The sequence below is a fragment of the Pseudomonas protegens genome, assembly GCF_003732485.1.
Taxonomy (GTDB): Bacteria; Pseudomonadota; Gammaproteobacteria; order Pseudomonadales; family Pseudomonadaceae; genus Aquipseudomonas; species Aquipseudomonas protegens_B.
Genome location: NZ_MOAK01000086.1, coordinates 149638 through 156973, shown reverse-complemented (window position 1 = coordinate 156973; position 7336 = coordinate 149638). Strand labels below are relative to the sequence as shown.

The 7336-nt window shown below is 61.1% G+C and carries 8 protein-coding genes; 2 read left to right on the top strand and 6 right to left on the bottom strand.

Annotated features, from left to right (window positions below; all coding sequences use genetic code 11):
• From BLX41_RS36445 to mreB, 6 genes are all read right to left on the bottom strand, one after another.
• Positions 1-1342: YhdP family phospholipid transporter (locus tag BLX41_RS36445; protein ID WP_404942804.1), on the bottom strand; the 1342-nt coding region annotated here is incomplete at its 3' end.
• 75 nt (positions 1343-1417) lie between these two features.
• Positions 1418-2875 carry a ribonuclease G gene (gene rng / locus BLX41_RS27660; protein WP_123727458.1) on the bottom strand — a complete coding sequence of 486 codons (1458 nt, stop codon included), beginning with the start codon at positions 2873-2875 and terminating at the stop codon, positions 1418-1420.
• 56 nt (positions 2876-2931) lie between these two features.
• Positions 2932-3537, bottom strand: a complete 606-nt coding sequence (locus BLX41_RS27655) for a Maf family protein (RefSeq protein ID WP_123727457.1) — start codon at positions 3535-3537, stop codon at positions 2932-2934.
• A 43-nt stretch (positions 3538-3580) separates the two neighbouring features.
• Positions 3581-4072 (bottom strand): rod shape-determining protein MreD, encoded by a 492-nt coding sequence (mreD, locus tag BLX41_RS27650; RefSeq protein ID WP_123727456.1) that lies wholly within the window; start codon positions 4070-4072, stop codon positions 3581-3583.
• Entirely contained in the window at positions 4072-5169 is a 1098-nt protein-coding gene (mreC, locus tag BLX41_RS27645; protein ID WP_123727455.1) for a rod shape-determining protein MreC, read from the bottom strand. The genes mreD and mreC overlap by 1 nt, the downstream gene beginning before the upstream one ends.
• 142 nt (positions 5170-5311) lie before the next feature.
• Entirely contained in the window at positions 5312-6349 is a 1038-nt protein-coding gene (mreB, locus tag BLX41_RS27640; RefSeq protein WP_002555108.1) for a rod shape-determining protein MreB, read from the bottom strand.
• 211 nt (positions 6350-6560) lie between these two features.
• Between mreB and gatC the strand changes: the two genes are divergently transcribed.
• Complete coding sequence (gene gatC / locus BLX41_RS27635) at positions 6561-6848, top strand: Asp-tRNA(Asn)/Glu-tRNA(Gln) amidotransferase subunit GatC (RefSeq protein ID WP_011059250.1); 288 nt, start codon at positions 6561-6563, stop codon at positions 6846-6848.
• 16 nt (positions 6849-6864) lie between these two features.
• The coding region (locus BLX41_RS36440) for an amidase (protein WP_259745254.1) at positions 6865-7336 on the top strand (472 nt) is incomplete at its 3' end.

Sequence of the window (7336 nt, the reverse complement as noted above, 5' to 3'; positions counted from 1 at the left end):
TCGGATACAGGTGCAGGGAAAAATCCTTGCTGTCCATGCGCAGCTCGCCCTGGCCCAGGTCGCCGCTGATACTGCCGCTGACGTTTCGCGCCGCCGGAGCGCCGTGATAGGCATCGAAGCCGACCCGATCAAGGTTGGCGGCAAAGCTCAGCCGTTGGTCGCCGGTGTTCTGTGGGCGATAGTCGAGCAGCACATTGCGCAGCCCGCCAGTGACCTTCAAACGCTCGAGGGTGGTGGCCAGGCCTTCCGGCAGCGGTGCCAGGGCATCGAGGATCGGCGTGATCGGCGTCAGGTCCAGGCGATCGGCCTGTACATGCCAGAGCTCTTCGGTTTTTTCGCTGGCGTTGCTTTGCTGCAGCTGCAGCCGCGACTCCCAACGAGTATCGCCAAGATTCAGCGCCAGGGAGTCGAGCTGCACCTGCATGCCTTGCTCGCTACGCTGGAAGAAGGCGTTCAGCGCCAGATTCTTCAGGGTAACCGGGGTCCGCTCGGCGTAGGCTCCGGTGAACTGAGGAGCATTCAGGCGCAGCGCAGCGCTCTGCACTGTGCCCTTGGCCCAGTTCAACCACAGCTCGCCACCGGCCTTGAGCTCGGACAGTTTCCATTGCTGGGTCAGGCGGGCCGGCAGCCAGCGCGACCAGTCGCTTTGCGGCAGGCTCAGATACAGATCGGCCTGAGCCTCACGCCAGGCATTGGCACGGATCCGGGTCCGCAGGTTCATGGCCAGGCGCTGGCCGTCCGGCAGGGTCAGGCGCAGGTCCAGACGTTGACGACTGGGACCTGTGCGCAGATTGAGACCGACATAGGTCAGGGCCAGGGGCTGGTGATTCTGCGCCAGCAAGGTGACTTGACTGTCCAAGAGAGACAGTTCTGTCACCTGCTGCAAGCGGGTCAGCAACTGCTCGGGGTCCAGCGGCTGGTTCTGCTGCGTCGGCAAACCCTCGAGCTGCCACTGGCCGTCAGCGCCCTCTTTGAGGCTCAGGCTCAGGCCGATGAGTTCGAGGCGCCCTACCCGCAAGTCACGAGCCAGGAGACTGCCGAGCATATCCGGCGCCACACTGACCAGGTCCAGACGCAGGGCATTGGCCCCGTCGCCCACCACCACATCGTGCGCCAGGAGAATCGGCGACAGCCCGCTCCAACGCCCCTCCAGACTGCCGATATGCACCGGCAGACCCACGGCCTGCTGCACCTTGGCTTCGACCTCGGCCTGATACTCAGCCACCAGCGGAGTCAGTTCCCGCCCCAGGCTGACGTACAAGGCCGTCACCACCAACAGCAACGCGCAGAAGCCCAGCCCCCAGCGAATCAGCGTGGTGAACAGGCGGATCAGCCGCTCCATTTCAGTTGGCTCCCATGGCAAAAGTCATGCAAAAAGCTGAAGCCAGCCGTTTCCAGTGGTGTAAAACACGGGAAATCAGAGCAGCACCACGTCGTATTGTTCCTGGGAATACATGGTTTCGACCTGGAACCTGATGGTCCGGCCGATAAAACCTTCCAACTCCGCCACATTGCCCGACTCTTCGTCCAGCAAACGATCCACTACTTTCTGGTTGGCCAGCACTCGATACCCTTCTGCCTGATAAGCCCGGGCCTCGCGGAGGATTTCACGGAATATTTCGTAACAGATGGTTTCCGGAGTCTTCAACTTGCCCCGGCCCTGACAACTGCTGCACGGCTCGCAGAGCACCTGCTCCAGGCTCTCGCGCGTGCGTTTGCGGGTCATCTGCACCAGGCCCAGCTCGGTGATGCCGATGATGTTGGTCTTGGCGTGATCGCGCTCGAGCTGCTTCTCCAGGGTCCGCAGTACCTGACGCTGATGCTCCTCGTCTTCCATGTCGATGAAGTCGATGATGATGATCCCGCCCAGATTGCGCAGGCGCAGTTGCCGGGCAATGGCGGTAGCGGCTTCGAGGTTGGTCTTGAAGATGGTTTCCTCAAGATTGCGATGACCGACGAAAGCCCCGGTGTTGACGTCGATGGTGGTCATGGCTTCCGCCGGATCCACCACCAGATAGCCACCGGACTTGAGCGGCACCTTGCGCTCCAGGGCCTTCTGGATTTCATCCTCGACCCCATACAGGTCGAAGATCGGCCGCTCGCCGGGGTAGTGTTCCAGGCGGTCGGCGATTTCCGGCATCAGCTCGGCAACGAACTGAGTAGTCTTCTGAAAGGTTTCCCGGGAATCGATGCGAATCTTCTCGATCTTCGGGCTCACCAGATCCCGCAGGGTACGCAGCGCCAGGCCAAGATCTTCGTAGATCACATTGGGCGCGCCAATGGTCTTGATCTGAGCACCGATCTGATCCCAGAGCCGACGCAGGTAGCGGATGTCCATCAGGATCTCATCGGCGCCGGCGCCCTCGGCGGCAGTACGCAGGATGAACCCGCCCGCTTCCTTGATACCTTCCTGGGCCACGCAGTCGCTGACGACCTGCTTCAGGCGCTCACGCTCGGCTTCATCCTCGATCTTCAGCGAGATGCCGACATGGGCAGTACGGGGCATGTACACCAGATAACGCGAAGGAATCGACAATTGGGTGGTCAGACGCGCGCCCTTGGTACCGATGGGGTCCTTGGTGACCTGCACCACCAGGCTCTGCCCTTCGTGCACCAGGGCACTGATGCTCTCCACCGCCGTACCTTCGCGAGTGGAAATTTCCGAAGCATGGATGAACGCTGCACGGTCCAGGCCAATATCGACGAAAGCCGCCTGCATGCCGGGCAATACCCGCACTACCTTGCCTTTATAGATGTTGCCAACGATACCGCGGCGCTGGGTGCGCTCGACGTGAACCTCTTGCAACACTCCGTTTTCGACCACCGCCACCCGTGATTCCATCGGCGTGATGTTGATCAGAATCTCTTCACTCATGGCAATGTCTCGTTCAGGCGTGTTCATAGAAGGCCGCAGCAGTCGGGTACGGCGCTTTAGCGCACTGGAAGGTTTTGCCAACAGGGTATGCCGAAATGGCCGAGCAGTTCTGCGGTTTCGCACACCGGCAAGCCAACCACAGCGGAATAACTGCCATTGAGCCCTGACACAAACACCGCCGCAAGCCCCTGGATTGCATAACCGCCGGCCTTGTCCCGGGGCTCACCGCTGGACCAATAGACGCTCGCTTCTTCAGGGGAGATGGCACGAAAGCGCACCAGGCTGCGCACCACTCGCGACTCGCAGCGTTCGCCGTCGAGCAGGGCAATGGCGGTCAACACTTCGTGCTCGCGCGCGGAAAGTGCCATGAGCATCGCCAGCGCATCGGCCTGATCCAGCGGCTTGCCGAGGATGCGGCCATCCAGCACTACGGCCGTATCGGCTCCCAGCACGCAGGCCGGGGCCTGGGACTCGCTGCTGGTGATCAGGGCGCGCCCGGCCGCCGCCTTGCCACGGGCAAGACGCTCGACATAGGCAGCAGGGGATTCATCGGCCAGCGGAGTTTCATCGATGTCCGCACTGATAGCGGTGAAAGGCACACCGATCTGGGTGAGCAGCTCACGCCGACGGGGCGAACCGGAAGCGAGGTAAAGCGGATTCATCAAGACATCTCCCTGTCGAGGTGCGGGCCAATGCCTGACCGAATTAATTGATTTTGAAACGTCGGCGCAACCCGCGCAGGCCGAAGCTGACCCAAGGCCACAACAGCGCACTCACCAGGGCTGGCAGGACCAGCGCCAGGGTCGGCTGGCGATTGCCGGTCAGGGCACTGAGCCAGAGTTGTACCAACTGCGCCAGGCCGAAGATCACCAGGATCACCAGGCTCTGCTGCCACATCGGGAACATCCGCAGACGCTGTTGTAGGGACAGCACGAGGAAAGTGATCAGGGTCAGGATCAAGGCGTTCTGCCCCAGGAGCGTGCCGTAGAGCACATCCTCCGCCAGCCCCAGGCACCAGGCCGTGACCATGCCCACCTTGTGCGGCAGGGCCAGGGCCCAAAAGGCCAGTAGCAGGGCCAGCCACAGCGGGCGCAGGATTTCCATGAACTGTGGCAATGGCGACACGCTGAGCAGCATGCCGATCAGAAACGTCAGCCAGACAATCCAGCCATTTCGCGAATAGGTGCTACCCGCCATTATTCTCTTCCTCCGGTGGTGGCCGGTGCCGCAGCCGGAGGCTTGGCCGCCGCCGGCTTCACCACAGGTTTATTGACCGGCTTGGCCGGAGCATGGACTGCGGGCTTGACCGGAGTCGCCGGTGCAGTCGCGGGGGCGGTGGCCGGTGCTGCGGTCGCGGCTGGAGTCGCCGCAGGCTTGGGCACCGTGGCCGGCACCACCGGGGTGCTATTGCCGCCCTGCTGGTCCTGGGCCTCCTGGGCCTGGGCCGCATCATTGGCCCGCTCTTCGGCAGTGCGCGGATCACTGAACACCAGCAACAGGTAACGACTGCGGTTCAACGCGGCAGTGGGTACTGCACGCACAATGGCGAATGGCTGACCGGAGTCGTGGATCACTTCCTTGACCGTGGCCACTGGATATCCGGCGGGGAAACGCTGACCGAGGCCCGAGCTGACCAGCAAATCGCCTTCCTTGACATCGGCGGTATCGGCCACGTGGCGCAACTCCAGGCGCTCCGGGTTGCCCGTGCCACTGGCAATGGCCCGCAGGCCGTTGCGATTGACCTGTACCGGAATGCTGTGGGTGGTGTCGGTCAGCAACAGGACGCGCGAAGTGTAAGGCATCAACTCCACCACCTGCCCCATCAAGCCACGGGCATCGAGCACCGGCTGGCCGAGGAACACGCCGTCACGCTCACCTTTATTGATGATGATGCGATGGGTAAAGGGGTTGGGGTCCATGCCGATCAACTCGGCCACTTCGACCTTCTCGTTGACCAGTGCCGAAGAGTTGAGCAATTCGCGCAGACGCACGTTCTGCTCGGTCAGGGCTGCGAGCTTTTGCATGCGCCCCTGCAGCAGCAGGTTTTCGGTCTTGAGTTTTTCGTTTTCGGCGACCAGCTCGGTGCGACTGCCGAACTGACTGGCCACGCCCTGCCATAGCCGCTGCGGCAGGTCGGTGATCCAGTAGGACTGCATCAATACCAGCGACATCTGGCTACGCACTGGCTTGAGCAGTGTGAAGCGGGCATCGACCACCATCAGTGCGACCGACAGTACGACCAGCACCAGGAGGCGCACGCCCAATGAGGGGCCTTTGGCGAAAAGCGGTTTAATAAGCCGCTCCTCCCAGGCAAATGTTGTGTTTATTCATACGGCATCAAACCGGCCTGGATGCAGATTGACAGAAGATAAACGCCACAGGCAGCACTGCAAAGTGCTGCCTGTGAGCGCAACAGCATAGATGCAACCGGCGAAGTTATTCGCTGGAGAGCAGGTCCATGGTGTGTTTGTCCATCATTTCCAATGCACGGCCACCGCCGCGAGCAACACAGGTCAGCGGATCTTCGGCAACGATCACCGGCAGACCGGTTTCCTGGGCCAGCAGCTTGTCCAGATCGCGCAGCAGCGCACCACCACCGGTCAGCACCAGACCGCGCTCGGCGATGTCCGAAGCCAGTTCCGGAGGCGATTGCTCCAGGGCGCTTTTCACCGCCTGAACGATGGTTGCCAGGGACTCTTGCAGGGCCTCCAGCACTTCATTGGAGTTCAGGGTGAAGGCACGTGGCACGCCTTCGGCCAGGTTGCGGCCGCGTACGTCGACTTCACGCACTTCGCCACCTGGGTAGGCAGTGCCGATTTCCTGCTTGATGCGCTCAGCGGTGGATTCACCGATCAGGCTGCCGTAGTTGCGACGCACGTAAGTGATGATCGCTTCGTCGAAACGGTCGCCGCCAACCCGTACGGATTCGGCATAAACCACACCGTTCAGGGAGATCAGGGCGATTTCAGTGGTACCACCACCGATGTCCACGACCATCGAACCACGGGCTTCTTCAACCGGCAGGCCGGCACCGATCGCAGCGGCCATCGGCTCTTCGATCAGGAACACTTCACGAGCACCGGCACCAAGGGCCGACTCACGGATGGCACGACGTTCAACCTGGGTGGACTTGCATGGAACACAGATCAGCACACGAGGGCTGGGCTGCAGAAAGCTGTTTTCATGAACTTTGTTGATGAAGTACTGCAGCATCTTTTCGCAGACACTGAAGTCGGCGATCACGCCGTCCTTCATCGGACGAATGGCTGCAATGTTGCCCGGAGTACGACCGAGCATGCGCTTGGCTTCGGTACCAACCGCCACAACACTTTTCTGATTACCGTGGGTCCGAATGGCCACAACCGATGGTTCATTCAGGACAATACCGCGCTCGCGCACGTAAATAAGGGTGTTGGCAGTGCCCAGGTCAATGGAAAGATCGCTGGAAAACATGCCACGCAGTTTCTTGAACATGGGAAAGGGACCCTAGGCAACGCGTGGGTAAAAAAGTGCGGCAAACTCTAACAACGACAGGGATTTTGGGCAAGGCGCCAATATGTTAAATTGGCCGCTTTTCTGTGCACCAAACCCCACAATCGCGGCCATAAGACCGTAGAAATGCGGTAGTGTTCCGACAATCTAACACGCGGACGAAATCCGTTTTTGTTTTCCACTGGAGAATCCCATGGCGCTTGAACGCTCCGACGTGGAAAAAATCGCTCATTTGGCCAGCATCAAGCTCAATGAAGGCGATCTTCCACACATCACCTCCGCCCTGAACAGCATTCTCGGGCTGGTGGATGAAATGCAGGCAGTCGATACCGACGGTATCGAGCCCCTGGCCCACCCCCTGGAAGCCAGCCAGCGCCTGCGCGCAGACGTTGTGACCGAGTCCAATCATCGCGAGGCCTATCAGTCCATCGCACCAGCGGTCGAAAGCGGCCTGTACCTGGTTCCGAAAGTCATCGACTAAAGGGAAAGAGCCTGCAATGCATCACATGACTCTGGCCGAGATCGCCCGCGGCCTCGCCGACAAGAAATTCTCCTCTGTAGAACTGACCCAGACCCTGCTGGCGCGCATCGCCCAGCTGGATCCGCAGATCAACAGCTTCATCAGCCTCACCGAAGACCTGGCACTGTCCCAGGCCAAGGCCGCCGACGACCGTCGCGCCAATGGTGAGAGCGGTGCCCTGCTGGGCGCACCGATCGCCCACAAGGATCTGTTCTGCACCCAGGGCATCCGCACCAGCTGCGGCTCGAAGATGCTCGACAACTTCAAGGCGCCCTACGACGCCACCGTGGTCGCCAAGCTGGCCGCTGCCGGGGCCGTGACCCTGGGCAAGACCAACATGGACGAATTCGCCATGGGCTCGGCCAACGAGTCGAGCTGGTACGGCGCGGTGAAAAACCCGTGGAACCTGGAACACGTGCCTGGCGGTTCGTCCGGCGGTTCCGCCGCCG